The organism is Nocardia aurantia, from assembly GCF_009604425.1.
Classification (GTDB): Bacteria; Actinomycetota; Actinomycetes; order Mycobacteriales; family Mycobacteriaceae; genus Nocardia; species Nocardia aurantia.
In genome coordinates, this window is the sequence record NZ_WEGI01000026.1 from 17284 (window position 1) to 31411 (window position 14128).

The 14128-nt window shown below is 67.8% G+C and carries 12 protein-coding genes; 8 read left to right on the plus strand and 4 right to left on the minus strand.

Annotated elements, in window-relative coordinates:
* Positions 1-306: 306 nt before the first annotated feature.
* Positions 307-3345 (minus strand): hypothetical protein, encoded by a 3039-nt coding sequence (locus tag NRB56_RS37535; RefSeq protein WP_153349141.1) that lies wholly within the window; start codon positions 3343-3345, stop codon positions 307-309.
* Between the two features lie 156 nt (positions 3346-3501).
* On the opposite strand from NRB56_RS37535, the gene NRB56_RS37540 reads away from it, so the two are divergent.
* The gene (locus NRB56_RS37540) at positions 3502-5901 is read left to right on the plus strand and encodes a phospholipase C/P1 nuclease family protein (protein WP_153349142.1); all 2400 of its coding nucleotides are present in this window, start codon (positions 3502-3504) and stop codon (positions 5899-5901) included.
* Positions 5902-5936: 35 nt separating this feature from the next.
* Here the strand turns inward: NRB56_RS37540 and NRB56_RS37545 are convergent, their stop codons facing one another.
* Entirely contained in the window at positions 5937-6389 is a 453-nt protein-coding gene (locus NRB56_RS37545; RefSeq protein WP_153349143.1) for a winged helix-turn-helix transcriptional regulator, read from the minus strand.
* Between the two features lie 88 nt (positions 6390-6477).
* Here NRB56_RS37545 and NRB56_RS37550 point away from each other — a divergent pair, with 88 nt between their 5' ends.
* The 4 genes from NRB56_RS37550 (at position 6478) to NRB56_RS37565 (ending at position 8818) form a co-directional block, all read left to right on the plus strand.
* The gene (locus tag NRB56_RS37550) at positions 6478-6921 is read left to right on the plus strand and encodes a VOC family protein (protein ID WP_153349144.1); all 444 of its coding nucleotides are present in this window, start codon (positions 6478-6480) and stop codon (positions 6919-6921) included.
* Positions 6922-6929: 8 nt separating this feature from the next.
* Positions 6930-7268: a YciI family protein gene (locus NRB56_RS37555; protein WP_153349145.1), complete on the plus strand. Its 339-nt coding sequence runs from the start codon at positions 6930-6932 to the stop codon at positions 7266-7268.
* Positions 7269-7334: 66 nt separating this feature from the next.
* Positions 7335-7949, plus strand: coding sequence for a hypothetical protein (locus NRB56_RS37560; RefSeq protein WP_153349146.1), 615 nt, complete (start codon positions 7335-7337; stop codon positions 7947-7949).
* A gap of 41 nt (positions 7950-7990) precedes the next feature.
* Positions 7991-8818, plus strand: a complete 828-nt coding sequence (locus NRB56_RS37565) for an alpha/beta hydrolase family protein (protein WP_153349147.1) — start codon at positions 7991-7993, stop codon at positions 8816-8818.
* A 3-nt stretch (positions 8819-8821) separates the two neighbouring features.
* Here the strand turns inward: NRB56_RS37565 and NRB56_RS37570 are convergent, their stop codons facing one another.
* Positions 8822-9424 carry a TetR/AcrR family transcriptional regulator gene (locus NRB56_RS37570; protein ID WP_319944098.1) on the minus strand — a complete coding sequence of 201 codons (603 nt, stop codon included), beginning with the start codon at positions 9422-9424 and terminating at the stop codon, positions 8822-8824.
* 100 nt (positions 9425-9524) lie between these two features.
* A complete protein-coding gene (locus NRB56_RS37575; protein ID WP_153349148.1) occupies positions 9525-10772 on the minus strand; it encodes a phytanoyl-CoA dioxygenase family protein in 1248 nt (415 codons plus the stop codon).
* Between the two features lie 138 nt (positions 10773-10910).
* On the opposite strand from NRB56_RS37575, the gene NRB56_RS37580 reads away from it, so the two are divergent.
* From NRB56_RS37580 to NRB56_RS37590, 3 genes are all read left to right on the plus strand, one after another.
* Positions 10911-11483, plus strand: a complete 573-nt coding sequence (locus NRB56_RS37580) for a TetR/AcrR family transcriptional regulator (RefSeq protein WP_319944099.1) — start codon at positions 10911-10913, stop codon at positions 11481-11483.
* A 325-nt stretch (positions 11484-11808) separates the two neighbouring features.
* Positions 11809-12879 (plus strand): NAD(P)H-dependent amine dehydrogenase family protein, encoded by a 1071-nt coding sequence (locus NRB56_RS37585; protein WP_153349149.1) that lies wholly within the window; start codon positions 11809-11811, stop codon positions 12877-12879.
* Positions 12880-13522: 643 nt separating this feature from the next.
* Positions 13523-14065: a MerR family transcriptional regulator gene (locus NRB56_RS37590; RefSeq protein WP_227838671.1), complete on the plus strand. Its 543-nt coding sequence runs from the start codon at positions 13523-13525 to the stop codon at positions 14063-14065.
* Positions 14066-14128 lie beyond the last annotated feature (63 nt).

The following is a 14128-nucleotide window of genomic DNA, read 5'->3' on the forward strand; positions in this document are numbered from 1 at the left end:
TTCCGGCCGGCGTGATGAGTTGCAGGCATTGCGGGTGGAGTTACACATAGTGGATGAGTTCGTTCTGGGGTTGTCGTTCGGGCGAGCGGCGGGCGAGTACGCCGAGCACCGCCCGGGCGAGCGCCGGCCGCGGTGCGGTGGGCACTGGGCCATGCGCCCGGTCCGCGCGTGCTGGACCTCGGTGCCGGTGCGGAATTCGTTCTCCCGATGCTGACGTGTGTGCTGCGCGTGCGGCGGCGGATGGGCACTCGGGGCTTGTCCGGGGGAAACTTGTCCTGACTTCTGGTGAGGGGGGCGAGGATACGGTCAGCGGTCTCGGATCAGTCCGAACGCCTCGGCGCATCGCACGGCTTCCCTGCCCATGATCCGGCCCAGTTCGGTGTACGCGGCGAAATGGTCCTCGGTGAACCATTGGTCGGTTGTCGGATCGTGCGGGAAGCTGTCGTTCGCGGCGGCGTAGGTCAGCAGCCATTCCGGACAGCCCTCCCACACAACGGCTTTGGTGAAGATGAGCAGGCCCTCGCGGTTGTCCAGGCCGGCGGCGGCCGGGTAGGTGATCCGGCCGGCGGCGACCGTTCCCGCCGTCAGCCGGCGGTTCAGGCGGGCCAGCGGATGTCCCTGTTCGAACGGCGTGCCGGAACCCGGGGCGATGTTGTCGACGGGGTAGTCACCCTCGCTGTCGAACGTGATCGTCACGCCCAGTTCGTATTCCGCCAGTCGCATCGCGTCGCTCAGTCCGCTCAGCAGCGGCGGGGCGTCACCGCCGCCGTCGACGCAGATGATCAGCCCGCAGCGGCGGCGCAGGGCCTCCACCAGTCCCAGGTTCTCGTAGTGACCGCCGTCGGTGACCTGGACCAGTCGCGCGTCACCGTAGTTGAGGCCGAACAATTCTCGGTAGAAGTACCCGGCGCCACGGATTTTCGGCAGCAGCTTCGGCAGCGGCGCCTGGTTGTCCGCCGGGTCGGCGCAATCTCCCGGTCCGGCGCAGACCAGCTTGGCGACGAAATTCGGGTTGGGCAGCCAGGTTCCCAGGCGCGCACCCGATACCGCGAGCAGTTTCTGGAATCCCCGATTCTGCCGGCCCATCGCCGAGGCGAAGGCCGCGCCGCTCACCGCCATCGCGGCCTCGACGGTGAGATCCCGTTTGATCCGGGGTGGCGCCACGTCGATCAACTCGCGGGTTCGCAGCCACCCGAGTTCCGGGCCGCCGATGTAATCGGCGCTCAGCGCGTAGGACACCGCATTCAGTCCCGGCGCCGGTTTGGCGTCGCCGCTGAGCGTCGCCGCGGCGGCGAAGACGAATCGGGGCCCGCCGGCCGGCACGCTGCCGACCTCGTCCAAGCGGGTCCATTCGTCACTGCGGTACCCCTCGGCCCGCCATTCCCCGGGGCGGCGCGATGACGGCACCCGCCGGACCGCGAACGTGTGCGCCAATCTCAGCCGGTAGAACGGATGCAAACTCAGCGACGTGACATCCACCAGGCCGAAGGACATCACCGTCAGGAGCAGGACCACGAGCCACAACTGCCAGTACGGCACCCGATCGATGTCCACTCGGTGCCCGTCGGCGGTGACACGTCCGAAAACGCCTGCCGCGAAACTGCCCAGCATGATCAGCCACACCGCGAGCAGAATCGCGAGGGTCACCAGCACCAGCGTCAGCCGCAGCACACTGGGCGGCAGCACCCGTTTCCACCACGACAACTCGGTCACCTCGCTCAGGGGCAGCGTATTTCTCCGCTTCCACGCGATCGCCGCGATCGCCGCCACGTAGTTCAGGCCCACGACACCGGTGAGGGTCGCCACCGTGGCGCCGACGGGAACGCTCACCGTAGAACAGAATCGCATCAACCCCGGCAGGCCGGCGATCACCAGCAGAACCAGCAGCGCGAACAGCGCGCTGGCCCGCCCCCGGCGCAACGCCCTGATCCGCATCTGCTCACTGCGCGGGCTCGCCGAATTGCATTCCACCAGAATCGCCCACAGCGTCAGCAGCCCCGCGCCGACAGCGAATACCACCACCGCACCCCACGATGCCGGATGCGAGAACAACGCCGCCAGATACCTTTCCGGGTGCGCCGGATCGATCCGCACCGCGCTCGGCACCGGGACGAGTACCGCGAAGGAGAAATAGGGGAGCGCGAGCAGATAGCCGGCCACCGCACCCAGTACGACGGGCGGCGTGAACAGGATGATCATCGAGGCGAGCAGATTCTTGAGGACTTCCCACAGCGCCCGGATCAGTTCCGCCGGCGAGTCCGCGATATAGCTCGAGTGCCGGCGGAAATAGTCGAACTCCGGCGACCCCTGCTCGAATCGCTGGGACAACAACGGCGAATCGGTTCCGCCGCCGAGTGGCTGCACGGCCAGCAGCCGGGCGCCGGCGCTGTAACCGCCACCGGATACCGAGATCACATAATCGGCGGTGTCGATCAGCCGGGCATCCCGCGGTCCCGCGAGCGCCGGGGCCTTCGAGAACTCCTGCATGGCGCCCATCGCGACGCACGCCGACCGCACCCCACCGCCGGACAGGCAAATACCTTGCACCGGTTCCGGTTTGCGCGCATCGATCAATTCCTGGGCCCCGGGAACGTTGTATGCGCGGCGCCAACTCGTTTCGTCGAGGCCGGATCCACCCTGCTCCGAGGGTGATCCGGGTGGCAGTTGCATTTCCACCCACACGCGGTCCCACCAATTCGACGTCCGGTGCCGGATTCGCACATACCCGGCCCAGAGCGCGCGCAGCCCGATACCGGCCACCGCGGGTACGCCACCGATCGTCACGAGCAGAACGGTGGCCCATTTGATCGTCGCCATCGCCGCGGTCGCGATGACCAGCGGGGCCGGATTGGGTTTCCAGCGCAGGGTCCAGTAGAGCAGTCCGTCCTCGGCGAGACCCGCCACGACCACGATTCCGACCGCGACGAGTACATACACCGAAGTCGTTCGCCCGAACCGGGAAATCGCCCACAGCCGGAATATCCACGCGCACCCGCCGAGTACCAGCCCACAGCCGAGGACGAGCCCGATATCGGCGGCCAGGGCGGCGGGCAGGTGTTGCCTGACCGCCTCGATCCACGCCGGGACGGGCCCGGCCGGATCGCCTCGATCGCGATACGCGTAGCGGGGAAGATCGGCCGGATTCGCGGACCGGAAACAGGATGCGGCGATCGCCGCTCCGCCGGCGACGGCCGCGAGTGCGAGCATCGTCCGGGCAATACGGGAACGCGACTGCGCCGATGTCACACCGAATGCATCCTCGTAGCGCATGCGCTCTCCTGGGGCGGACGGGATGGTGCCGACGAGGGGGATGATAAAGCGGAGAACGGCCTCTTTTGCGGCCATGTCCGGCGGGCGTATCATTTCGATACAGTCCTGTGAGCAAGTGTGGTCCACGAATAAACCGTATGACCGGTAGCCGGGCACGATATCGAAATTCTCTCCGTACTCGCCCGTCGGCCCGGCTCTCCGTCGGCAACGTCCCGGAGGGAGAACACCATCGTGGCCAAGAGAACAGATCGTTCGGACCGGCAAGATCCACTCGCACTGCATTACGACTATTCCCAGCTGAATCTCGCCGATCTGTTGCGCGCTCGCGATGCCTACCATTTCCACTTGATGAACAAGGCGAACGTCATCGGCACCGCCGTGGGTTACTATCTCGTCCGCGACGAGGGCGATCCGGATACCGATGGCCATACCCGGCCGGCGAAATCCACCTCCCGGACGAGAAGCCCGGCACGGACATTCGCCAACTCCTCGGTTCGCGACTACTCGTGGCCGTGTGTGCTGGTGCTGGTTTCGCGCTGGGAGGACGAGGACGAATTCTCCGCCGGCGGGAAATACAGTCCGGCACAGATGGTCCCGAAAACACTGTTCCTCCCGGACGGACAGGCGGTCCCGGTGTGTGTCGTGCAGGTGGAGCCGGACCGCGCGGCGGAATCCGCGCCGCCGCCGGATGTGCGGCCCGCCTGGAAAATGGGTGGTGGGTTGCCGCTTCGGGTGATGTCCCAGGGCGTCGAGCATCTCGCCACCGCCGGTTGCCTGGTCGGCGACGGGCACTACCTGTACGCGCTGACCGCCGCGCATGTGTGCGGTGATCCGCAGACCCCGGTGACCAGCATGCTCCGGCACGGCCCGGTGACGGTCGGTCACAGCGACCGGCAGATCTCCGGTGTCGACTTCGCGACGGTCTATCCCGAATTCCCCAGTCGCCGTTCGATGTCCACGGTCGACGCCGGTCTGATCCGGCTCGACGACATCAACAATTGGACCAGCAACATCTACGGCCTGCCACCGCTGGGCCCGATCGAGGACGTCCACGAGCGAAATTTGTCGCTACGGCTCATCGACCGCCCGGTCGTCGGCTACGGCGCCGCCTCGGGCCTGCTGCGCGGCCGGATCAAAGCCTTCTTCTACCGATACCGATCGGTCGGCGGTTTCGACTACATCGGTGACTTCCTGATCAGCCCCGACGGCGCGAGCACCCGGCACGGCGATTCGGGCATGATCTGGTGCCTCGACCTCACCCACGACCACCCGCGCGGCCCGGCGGTACCGCTGAAGGACCGGGACCTGCGACCGCTGGCGATGGAATGGGGCGGGCAGGCTCTCGCCGACGGTCACGAACGCCGCATCCTCGCCGTGGCCACCAACCTCAGCAGCGTGTGCCGGCTGCTGAATGTCGAACTGATCAACGATGTTTCGCGCGGCGTCAGTGGCTACTGGGGACGCGTCGGCCACTACAGCATCGCCACCTTCGCCACGCAACTGGTCGGAAATTCCACGCTGAGAGCATTTCTCACGCAGAATCTGGAGCTGTTGAGCTTCGATCTCGACACGATCGGCGGTGGCGCCACCCTGGAGAAACTGCTGGCCGATCGCGGGAAGAACGGCGAATTCATCCCGGCCGCCGACGTTCCCGACGAGATCTGGAAGAAGCGGCCGCCGCCGGCCCGCAACAGCCGGGTCGGTGGACGCGACAACCGCTCGACGCCGACCGGAAGCGAAGGTCCCGAACACCCCAACCACTACGCGGACATCGACGATCCCTATCCGCCGACGAATTCGACCTGGCGGCAGCAATGCCTCGACGATCCGGACAACATCACGGCGCGGGCGTGGCAAGGCTACTACGCCGACATCGCGCAACACTGCGAGGACAACGGTGAGGACGATCTCGCCCGGCAGTACCGCGACCCGCTGCATCAAGGACTGCTGCCGCTGCGGATCTGGCAGATGTTCGACGTGATGGTGTCCTCGCTCGAACAGCGGGACGTTGCCGGATTCCTCACGGCCGCAGGCGTTTGCGCACATTACGTTGGCGACGCGTCACAACCGCTGCACGGGTCGGTGCTGGCCGACGGGGATCCCCGGCAGCTCACCGACCGACTCGACGCACACGGCGACCCGGCGAAATTCGGCGAAGGTTCGCACAGCGCATACGAATCCAGAATGGTGACCCGCAAAGCCGGCGAACTGGTGGATTCGATCACCGGCAAGATGCCCGTCCAGCACGGTCTTCCCCTGTGCCACAACGGTAAGGAGACCGCACGCGCGGCGCTCACGCTGATGGACGAGGTAGCCGGCGTCCTACCACCCCGAACCATCCTGGAGTGCTTCGAGAACCACCTCGACGACGGCCGCGTACTCGTGTCGACGCTGGACGCCATGTGGAACGAGCTGAGCGACCGGACCGCCGACCTGATGCTCCGCGCCGCCTGCACCCTCGCCATGATCTGGGAATCCGCGTGGACCGCCGCGGACGGCGACACCCTCGGCGAAGACCGGCTCGGCCCGCACGACCCCGCCGAGATCCAGCACTGCTATACCGACCCCCATTTCGCCCCGTCCCTGACCCTCGCCGAGATCGGCCCCCACCTGAAGAGTCCCGACGCCTAGGATTGCCGCGCGCGTACCGGATTCGCCACCGGCGATCACGGTATCGAGCCCGGGCCCGGGAGCAGGTCCACGTCGGCGGGGTGCATCGGCTCGCCGCAATGACTGCACCGCGGTTCGACGTGACCGATCTCCCCGCATGCGTGGTGGCGGTACAGGACGGGGGGTCCGGCTTCGCCGGCGAGCCAGCGGTCGCCCCATCGGACCATGACCATGAGCATCTCGACGAGGTCGGCACCCTTCGCGGTGAGGTGGTATTCGAAGCGGGGGCGGGCGTCGTAGGGCCGCCGCTCGAGTATGCCCTGTCCGACCAGATGGTTGAGCCGCTCGGTGAGCACCTTGCGGGAGATCCCGAGATCGGCCTGGATGCTGTCGAAGCGGCTCACCCCGGCCCACACGTCGCGCAGGATCAGCGGCGACCAGGGCTCGCCGATCACGTCCAAGGTGCGCGCGATGGAGCAGGCCATCGTCCCGAACTGGGTGCGTTGCATGACACCAATCTAGCAGACGGGGTTCCCTGAGGGAACTCGGGGTGTTACGGTTCTCGGCGTCTCCTCGAGAAACTCAGGAAGGTCTGCGATGGGATTCGTACAGCACTTCGACCACGTCGGCATCACCGTCGCCGACCTCGACGCCGCCACGGCCTTCTTCGTCGGCCTCGGCCTGGCGGCCGACCCGAAGATGACCGTGGAAGGCGAATTCCTGGATACGGTGATCGGCATGAGCGGCGCGGCCACCGAAATCGTCATGCTGCGCGCACCCGGCGGCGGAACGACCTTGGAGCTGTCGAGTTTCGCACGGCCGGAACATCTTCCGGGTTCGCCGGGCGCACCGGCCAACGAACTGGGCCTGCGCAATGTCGCGTTCCAGGTCGAAAACCTGCGGGCCGCGGTCGAATACGCCGCGGCGGCCGGCTACGGCCTCGTCGGCGGAGTCGGCGAATACGAGGGCATGTGGCGGATGGCCTACATCCGCGGGCCCGAGGGAATCATCGTCTCGCTGGCCGAGCGCATCGACAAGTAGGAGCAATCATGAGCAGCCCTGTCACCGACGAACAGATCCAGGCCCTGGCCGCCACCGCGAAACCCTTCAGCATGGCGATTCTCCGGTGGGGTCCGCAGCGAACGATGAGCGGCGCGAACGCGATCGAACTCGAACATCAGCGACGCATGGTGTCGCTACGCGCCGCCGGCGTGATCACCGTCCTCTGCCCGGTCGACTCCGACACCGTGGCGGGTGTCGCCGTCATGACCGTGCCGGCCGAGGACGCCACGGCGATCATGGCCGAAGATCCCTGCGTACGAGCCGGAATGATGGACTGCGAGGTCCACCCGTGCCACGGCTTCCCCGGCGACACCATCCCCGAATGAACGGCGCCCGAGGGCTACGATGGCCAGTGGTCCGTTCACCGGATACGCGGAGGGGGTGGCAGGTTCATGGATCCTGTGGTGATTCGTGCGGCGACCACGCTGGTTCGGCTCACGGCGAGCGACGAGTGGTCCGGGGCAAGGGATGTCGTCGTCGACTGGTGGCATCGGCACGACCTCGGCGATGCCGGGCAGGTCGGAGCGGACCTCGATCGGCTGCGCGGCGAGGTCGCCGCGGCCGGTGACGATCGGCAGTTGCCGGCCGCGCTCGCGGTGGAGTGGCAACTGCGGTTGCGGCGGGTGATCACAGCGAATCCCGCACTGGCGGTGGAACTGTCGCGCCTGGTTGCCGAGCAGCTGGTTCCGTTGCTGACCGCGGCGGCAGCGGTTCAGGATTCGGCGGTGACCGGTGACGGCAATACGACGATCCAGGCCGGTGGGGATGCGCGGACCCTCGGGCAGCGGTCGATCGCCATCGATACCGGCGGCGGCGCTTTCCGCGGGACCGCGGCCACCGGGGATCGTTCGTGGGTGGTGCACGCGGCCGGTGCGACCATCGGCGCGATCGGGGACCACAACACCCAGGTCAACCATTTCCAGGCCCCGGGCGGCCGCCCCGTCGGGCCACCAGCGGACCCGGTGGCGGACGACCGGACGGCGCCGGCCCCGGACAGCCCGTCCTGATGTCCGCCACCGGGATTCACGCCACGTGTTCGAGGAGGAGTATGGAGACGATCACCGGTGTCGCCGCGGGGGTGCCGTTCACGGCGCTGCCGCCGGCCGGAGCCGTCGACGGGCCGGCGCCACTGATCATCACGTGGCACATGCTCGACGCACCGCGTACGGATGCCGCGTTCGCGGCCGCGCTGCCCATGACCGGGGTGCCCGCCTGGCGGGTTCATCTGGGTATGCCGATGTGCGGGGCGCGGATGGTCGACGGCGGCGTGGAGGCGGTGTTCGAACTCGCCCGCACAGACGTGTTGACCGCCTTTCTGGCGCCGTTCGTCCATCAGGCGGCCGATGAGTTCCCGGCCGCGCTGGCCGCACTGCGGGATCGGCTCCCCGTCGACGATGCGCCGGTCGGGGTGCTCGGCGCCTCCCTCGGCGGCGCGGTCGCGCTGGAGGTGTTGTGCGCCGGGCAGATACCGCTCGCAGCGGTCGCGCTGCTGAATCCGGCCGCGCGCGTGGGATCGGCGGTGCGGTACGTCGAGGCGATGGCCGGGCATCCGTACGAGTGGTCCGACCGGTCCCGGAAGGTCGCCGACGAGCTCGACTTCGTCTCCCGGACAAGGGAACTCACGACGGTGCCGCCGATCCTGCTGATCAGCGGGGAACTGGACCATCCCGAATTCCGGGCCGACGCCGCGGATCTCGTCGCCGCGATGCGCGAGCGGAACCCGCACACCGGCACGGTCGAACACGTCAGCGTGCCGGATCTGGCGCATCCGCTGGCCGATGAGCCGGGCATGGAGCCCGCTCCGCAGCGGCCGACCGCCGCGGCGGTCGACGCGATCCTGACCCGCTGGTTCACGGAGCGGATCGGTCCGGCGTAGCCGTTACGGCTCGCCGAGGGAATCCAGGGCGGTGCGCAGGCCGGTGCGCAGGCGGGCGTAGTCCGGCAGCGGTGCGCCCGCGGCTTCGCGCATGCCGATGCCGAGGGACAGGACGAAGATCAGCCAGGTGGCGACGTCGGGGTCGGCGACTCCGACGATCGCGTTCCTGATCCATTCGTGGCGTTCACGATGCAGCTCTTCGATGCCCGCGGCGATATCGGGATCGTGCCGGGCGGCCGCGGCGGCGTCGACGTCCAGCAGGCGGATCTCACGGCCGGCCCCGTCGTACATGAGATCCAGGGCACGGTCCGGATCTTGCAGGGCCGCAAGGAAATCGGGCGACTGCTCGCGTTCGGTGTGCTTCCATCGGATGACCTCGACCAGCAGCTGGCCCTTGGAGCGGAAGTGTCCGTAGACGGCGCCCTTGGTCAGGCCGGCCGCGACCGCGATGTCGTTCATCGATACCGCGCTGTAGCCACGTTCGATGAACAGCCGGGCGGCCAGGTCCAGCAGCAGCCGCCTGGTTCCGGCCGCTTTCGGGGTTCGCGGTGGTGGTGGCGGAACGAATTGTCTCCGTGCGGCATTCGGGACGGTCGACGGATTCACCTCTGCTCCTCACCTGATCGCGGCCGGGTTCACGCCGTTGCGCGGAAACTACCGCCAGACTATATTGCCGGGGCGGACCGGCGCCCCGGACGCGCGCCGATCACAGGTCGTGGCTGGCCAGGCGCGCCCGGTCGTGGCCGTCGGTGCCGTGGCGCGCGATGACCCGATCGTTGAGTTCGGCTCGGCGGCGGCGCGCCTCGGCGCGGTCCGGCGTCTGCCGATCGTTGCCGGCGAGGTGCAAATCGGTGTAGACCACGCGGCGTTCGCCGCGCACCGGCGGACGGCTCATGTGCAGCGTGCAGGAGCAGTGCACGGTGAGATCGCCTGTGCCGGTGGGCAACGGCAGCCTGGGCAGGTCGAGACCTTCGATGCCCATGGTCGCGATGTTGGCGCGGTGCGAGCCGGGGACCACGCCGAGTTCGCCGGTCTCCGGCCCGGCGCCGGTGACCGAGATGCCCACGACCAGACCGGCGCATCGGTAACTGTGGCCGCCCATGGTGCAGTCCTTGTGCCAGCTGACATCCGAGGCGCCCTCGACGACACCGGGCTTCTTCAGCAGGCCCTCCGCGCAGTCGTCGAGATCCGGATCTCCTTGCAGCCAGGGATCATCGGTGACGGCGGCCAGGGAACGGAAGCGCGAATCACGCAGCAGGTCACGCAGTGTCGGCGATTTGTGGTTGAAGCCGAGGACCCGCGCGGGATACCAGCCGCCGGGTTCGGTACGCGCCCACCAGGATGCGCCGTCGTCCCGGGTGGCCTCGGCGACGGCGGCGTCCAGTTCCGCGGCGACCCGTGCCATCTCCGGCGTGCTGAACACGTGCCGCAGGTGCAGGTATCCGGTCTCCGCGAGGAAGTGGCCGATCTCGGCGGGGTCGTCGTCGAGGGTGAACGATCCGGCCGGATCGAGCGGGCCGCCGGTACGGTCCCGGAAGTCGATGCTGCCGGGTTCGTAGACCGGCCGGCCGTCGATCAGGCAGCGCAGCACCGGTTCCCATTCGACGAACGCGGCCACCGTGCCGCGCACGATCTCCGCGCGGCCGGTCATCTGTGCGCCGAAGGTCGACACCACATCATGGACCAGGTCGGAGAAGGTCTGTGGGTCCAGATCGACGACCAGGATTTCCGGCGCGGTCCGCAGGACGGTGATCCGGTCGCCGGCGGGCGCCAGGGTCAGCTGCTCGTCGCCGGTGCGGAGGGTCAGCGGGCGCAGGCCGAGGCGCTCGGCGGCCCGTCCCGCCTGGTGACCGTGCCGGTCGAGCAGTTCGGGCAGGCGCCGGTCCCGGAAGGTGGCGAGGTCGACGACGGTGCTCTCGCCGGTGGATCGGGTGCGGAAATCGACGCTGATCATGTGCGCTCCTGCTCGCTGGGTGGGCCGTCCTCGCCCACCAACTCTTTAGACCAGTGGAATAATAATCCATCGGTAGAAAAATGCCAGGGCTTCGATCAAAACCGGATAACCCTCTCCGGTTGGTGCTACGGTGCGTGCGTGACATCACAGCCGCGAGTCAACCGCGGGCCGGCGGCGGCCACGGAGAATCGCGCGGCGCTGATCGCGGCGGCCAGAGAGGTGTTCGCGGAGGAGGGCTACACGGCGTCGATGGCGCGCGTGGCCCGCTCGGCGGGCGTCGGCCAGGCCAGCCTGTACCGGCATTTCCCGACCCGGGAAGCCATCGCGCTGGCCGTGTTCGAGGACGATGTCGACCTGCTGGAGCAGCGGGCCGCCGGGCCGGGCACCACTCTCGACGAGGTCATGGTGATGATCATCGAACAGCTGGCCGAATCGGCGGCGTTCATGGCCCTGCTCGAACCATCCAGTCCCGAACCGCAATTGGCGCGGATCGGGCTGCGGTTCAACGCGCTGCTCGCCGCCAAGCTCGCGGACGAGCGACTGCGGAAGGGTTTCCGCCGCGACGTCACCCCCCAGGATCTGTTCCTCGCGGTGGGCATGGTCGCCGCGATGATCCTTAAAACGGCGCCACCGACCCGGCTGGTCGTCGCCGAGGAGTGCTGGCGGCTGCTGGTCCGCGGCCTGCACGACAACCCCGCGCCGGATCGGTGAGCCGGCCCCGAATTGCCGGAAATCACGACCGCCCGACGTTCCGGTACCGCCCGCGATTCGGAAAACAATGACAGAAACACGGCTGCCCGATTTCCGGGAGCCACATTCGACGCGCGCACAGCAATAGAGAGCACCGTCGCGGGATGTCCGCACGCCGATTTCCGAGAGGCGTAGCGGATATTTCCCGCATCCCTGCGCATTGCCACTCAGGCCATTGTTCATAAATTCGGACAATCGCAAGAATCCTGTTCTTTACTTCCCGGAAGTCGGTTACTGTCGAGGGCGGCCTACCCCAGGCCGCGAACTCGGATGTGACGAGAGAGTTATGACTGCCACCACCCCTGAACAGCCCGTATCCGCACGTACCCTGCGCGTCGCGCAGTGGGCGACCGGGACGATCGGCACGCACGCGCTGCGGTCGGTCATCGAGCATCCGGATATGACCCTGGTCGGGCTACGGGTCTACTCGGAGGGCAAACAGGGCAGCGACGCCGGTACGGTCGCGGGCCTGGACACCGTGACCGGAGTGACCGCGACGACGGATATCGAGACCATTCTCGCGGCACGCCCGGACGGCGTCCTGTATATGCCGATCCTGTGCGATCCGGACGACCTGTGCCGTTTGCTCGCCGCCGGAATCAACGTGGTCACCACGTGCGGGGATTTCCACAATCCGGCCACGATGGATCCGGCATTGCGCGAGCGCGTCGAGACCGCCTGCGCGACCGGTGGGACGTCGGTGTACAGCACCGGGAGCAGTCCCGGATTCATCACCGAGGCGCTACCGCTGGTGCTGGCCTCGGTCCAGCGCCGGCTGCACCACCTGGCCATCGACGAATACGCTGACCTGTCCCGCCGGGATTCGCCGATCATGCTGTTCGACATCATGGGATTCGGCCGTCCCGCAGGCGATTTCGACGAGAACATGCTCGGCTACATCACCGGGAACTTCGGCCCGTCGCTCCGGCTGCTCGCCGAAACCCTCGGCCGCCCATTGGATTCGATCGAATCCCGCGGGGAACTGGCCACCGCCACCCGCGACATCACCGTCGCGGCGGGGTCGATCCCCGCGGGCACGGTCGCGGGCCAGCGGATCACCGTCACCGGCCTCGCCGACGGCCGGCCGCTGCTGACCTTCACCGCGAACTGGTACTGCACAACGGATCTCGATCAGCAATGGGTCCTGCGGGGCGACGACGGGTGGCACGTCGGCGTCGACGGCGACGCACCGCTGGACATCGACATCCGCTTCCCGGTCGCACCGGAACGGCTGGCCGCCGTCTCGCCCGGCTACACCGCCAACCGGGCCGTGAACGCCGTCGCCGCGGTGTGCGCGGCCGCGCCGGGCATCCGCACCACCGCCGACCTGCCGCACATCGTCAGCACGCTGGCCTGAGCGGCGCGAGCGATCCCGCCCGCCCCAACGGTGTGATCAGTGCCGGGGCACACTCATCGCGAGCACCGCGCCGCGACGGTCGAGTGAGCCGAAAGGTGAACCGCCGGTGGGGTTGTCGCTGCCGTGGATCGGGGTCACCGTAGTATCGGCCGAATTTCGGGCGGATATGGCGTAGCCGCAGGTCAGCGGCGGTCGCGGCGTCGAGCAGGTCGCGGGCCTGGTCGTAGGAAAGACGGGCCAGCCCGGTGTCGGGGCACACGTCTCGGTCACCGAGGTACTTGCCGGGGCCGGGCCGCCAGTGGGTGTGGGGTGTCGGAGTCCGGCGGCGTCGACCGCCCGGATCCGGGTGACCGTGCCCGCCATCGGGACCCCTTCCGTGCCTGCCCCGGATAACGGGGCCGCTTCATGTCGCTGCCGCGGCGGGTCGCCGCAGGCCGGCTCCGATGATGCCCGGGATAACAGACCGTTATCCGGGGCAATGAGGGTTTCGGGGATGGTCGTCGATACGCGAGGTTCGGCGAGGCAGTGCGCTTGATGCCGATCGAACTACTGGCTGTGAGCGCCACGCTCGCTCGCCGTGACAATTCGAGTATTTACTAGAACAGTATTGACTAGCAATATTGGCGCCACGCATGCTCCATGTATGCAAACGACAGGTACCAGCCTCACCGTCGAAGAGCTGGCCACGCGAGTCGGTGTGCCCACCAGTACCGTGCGGATGTATCAGTCGAAGGGGTTGCTGCATGCGCCGCGCCGGGTCGGGCGCACCGCGCGCTACGACAGCTCCCACCTACAACGTCTCGAACTGGTGCAGCGTCTGCAGGACCGAGGCTTCTCACTCACCTCGATCGTCGAGTTGTTGACCGCCCGCGAGCAAGGGGCAACAGTCGCCGACTTACTCGCGTTGCCGGGTGGACCCGAGGATTGGGTACCGCTCGGCTTGGGTGATATCCGCTTGATGATCAAGCCCGAGAGGCTGCGACCTGCCTTGCTGCGCAAGGCAACTCAGCTCGGATTGATCCGGTGGCGGCGCGCTCGTCCGCAGGCGCGACGCTGGGCACTCAGCAGTGGCCTGCGGGTCGCCGAACTGGACCTGCCGCCGGGCGAGGTGCTCGATCAGATGGGACTGCTGCAGGATCCGGTGACAGTTTCGGTCACGCGGCCTGACTGGCCGGTGTGGTCATGATGACCTCGTACTCGACCGGCGTCAAACGACTCAGACGGGCCTGCCGGCGTCGACGGTGATATG

Excerpts from the sequence above, each read along its gene's own strand:
- NRB56_RS37550 (WP_153349144.1), top strand. The coding sequence starts at position 6,478 with ATGGGATTCGTACAGCACTTCGACCACGTCGGCATCACCGTCGCCGAC.
- NRB56_RS37585 (WP_153349149.1), top strand. The coding sequence starts at position 11,809 with ATGACTGCCACCACCCCTGAACAGCCCGTATCCGCACGTACCCTGCGC.
- NRB56_RS37560 (WP_153349146.1), top strand. The coding sequence starts at position 7,335 with ATGGATCCTGTGGTGATTCGTGCGGCGACCACGCTGGTTCGGCTCACG.
- NRB56_RS37535 (WP_153349141.1), bottom strand. The coding sequence starts at position 3,345 with ATGGCCGCAAAAGAGGCCGTTCTCCGCTTTATCATCCCCCTCGTCGGC.
- NRB56_RS37555 (WP_153349145.1), top strand. The coding sequence starts at position 6,930 with ATGAGCAGCCCTGTCACCGACGAACAGATCCAGGCCCTGGCCGCCACC.
- NRB56_RS37565 (WP_153349147.1), top strand. The coding sequence starts at position 7,991 with ATGGAGACGATCACCGGTGTCGCCGCGGGGGTGCCGTTCACGGCGCTG.
- NRB56_RS37575 (WP_153349148.1), bottom strand. The coding sequence starts at position 10,772 with ATGATCAGCGTCGATTTCCGCACCCGATCCACCGGCGAGAGCACCGTC.
- NRB56_RS37545 (WP_153349143.1), bottom strand. The coding sequence starts at position 6,389 with ATGCAACGCACCCAGTTCGGGACGATGGCCTGCTCCATCGCGCGCACC.
- NRB56_RS37590 (WP_227838671.1), top strand. The coding sequence starts at position 13,523 with ATGCAAACGACAGGTACCAGCCTCACCGTCGAAGAGCTGGCCACGCGA.